This window comes from Paracoccus sp. R12_2 (assembly GCF_017744015.1).
Taxonomy (GTDB): domain Bacteria; phylum Pseudomonadota; class Alphaproteobacteria; order Rhodobacterales; family Rhodobacteraceae; genus Paracoccus.
In genome coordinates this window covers 1-1,977 of the sequence record NZ_JAGHRA010000043.1, presented here as the reverse complement: position 1 = coordinate 1,977, position 1,977 = coordinate 1, and the positions used below count along the sequence as shown (strand labels likewise).

Below are 1,977 nucleotides of genomic sequence, written 5' to 3'. Positions count from 1 at the left end.
AGGTCAGCTTTTCGCCTAGCCGGGATTTGCTGGATATCTTGCGGCGTTGTGCCTGAAGCCAGTCGCCAAAGGCAGCGACCAGCGGCGCGGTGCGGGCCTGGCGGGCGGACAGACGCTGGCCGGGCGAGACGCCACGGATATCGGCCTCGACGGCATAAAACTCGGCGATGCGGCGCAGACCTTCGGCGGCGATCTCTGATCCGTCGCGGTCGAAGACTTCCTTCAGCTTGCGCCTTGCATGCGCCCAGCAATGGGCCACCCGAACGGGGGCGCCGCCCTTGCGCGAGGGTTTGGTCAGCCGGTTGTAGCCGGTGTAACCGTCGATCTGCAGGATGCCGTCGAAGCCGGTCAGGAAGGTTTCGGCATTCTCGCCCGCACGGCCGGGTGCGTAGAAGTAAACCACGCCGGGCGGGTCCTCGCCGCTCCAGGGCCGGTCATCGCGGGCCAGTGCCCAGAGATAGCCGGTCTTCGTCGCACCGCGCCCCGGGTCCAGCACCGGGGCCGTCGTTTCGTCCATGAACAGCTTGTCGGATCGCTTCAGGTGCTCGGCCAGCCGGTCCACGACCGGTTTCAGGTGGAAGGCAGCCTTGCCGACCCAATCGGCCAGAACAGCGCGGTGCAGATCAAGGCCCGCCCGCGCCAGGATCTGGCTCTGGCGATATAATGGCAGGTGATCGGCATACTTGCTGACCAGCACATGGGCGAGGGTTGCCTCTGTCGGCAGGCCGCCCATGATCAGGTGGCTGGGCGCCGGTGCCTGCGTCACCCCGTCGGTGCAGGACCGGCAGGCGTATTTCGGGCGCACGGTGACGATCACGCGCAGCTGTGCCGGCACGATGTCCAGCCGCTCCGAGCGGTCTTCGCCGATCTTGTGCATGACGCCGCAGCCGCAGGGACAAATCAGGCTGTCGGGCTCAATGACTTCCTCGATGCGGGGCAGCGCAGCGGGAAGGTTGCCGATGGTGCGCCTGGGGGCGGGCTTGGCCGTCCCGTCACCCGCTTTGACCGCCCGCTTTTCCTTTTCCGCCTCGACCTCGGCCAGCGCGATGGACAGGTCCTCGAATGCCAGTTGCCGCTCATCCTCAGACAGCTTTTCCGACCGCTTGCCATGCAGCGCATGGTTCAGCTCGGCGATCAGATGCTCCTGGCGTTTGGTGATATCCTTGAGGACCGCCACCTCCTCCAGCAACGCCTGAACCGCCGCGCGCTGCGCGTCGGGAATGGCGGAAAGGTCAATGACAGAGGCTGCGGACATGCCCGATTTTTATCAAGAAGCTCGGGCAAAAACATGCAAAATCAAACGGCTGATTCATTCTGCCGCAGCTGGTGGGCGTGTCTCCAGCGCCTTGACGCGGCGCCAATCCAGCCCGGCAAACAGCGCCTCGAACTGGGCATGGTTCAGCGCCATGATCCCGTCCTTGATGGCGGGCCAGGTGAAGCGCGCATCCTCCAGCCGCTTATAGGCCATCACCAGACCCGTGCCGTCCCAATATAGCAGCTTCAGCCGGTCCGCCCGGCGCGAGCGGAACACAAACACCGTGCCGGTGAACGGATCCCTGCGCAGCACCGACGACACCAGCGCAGCCAGGCCATCATGACCCTTGCGGAAGTCGATCGGCTTCGTTGCGACCATGATCCGCACCCGGTTCGAGGGGAACATCATGGGCTGGCAGCCAGGGCGCGCACGACCGACGCAATCCGCTCCGCCGAGGCGCCGGTTTCCAGGCGGATTACCGTCGCACCCGAGATAATCTCGGGCCGGTCCCCGGCGTCCACGGCACAACGCACTCCATCACTAACCGGGCCAATCATCAACGATGCAAATTCCACCGGATCCTCCGGCGCTGCCAGCACCAGCCGCCCTTTCCGCGCCAGCGTGCGCCAGGCCGAAACGTGGTTCGCCGGAACGCCATGACGCCGCGCCACAGCATTCACCGTGACACCCGGCGTCAGCGTCTCCGCCACGATCCGGGCCTT

Annotated in this window: 3 protein-coding genes; all 3 read right to left on the bottom strand. The window is 65.6% G+C overall.

Annotation, left to right across the window (positions count from 1 at the left end):
• Positions 1–1,255 (bottom strand): IS66 family transposase (locus J7359_RS19795; protein WP_209059966.1); only part of this gene is annotated, 1,255 nt, incomplete at its 3' end.
• Positions 1,256–1,309: 54 nt separating this feature from the next.
• A complete protein-coding gene (gene tnpB, locus J7359_RS19790; protein ID WP_209059964.1) occupies positions 1,310–1,663 on the bottom strand; it encodes an IS66 family insertion sequence element accessory protein TnpB in 354 nt (117 codons plus the stop codon).
• Positions 1,660–1,977, bottom strand: a 318-nt coding sequence (locus J7359_RS20210; RefSeq protein ID WP_280637538.1) for a transposase, incomplete at its 5' end; no start/stop codon positions are given. The genes J7359_RS20210 and tnpB, both read right to left, overlap by 4 nt.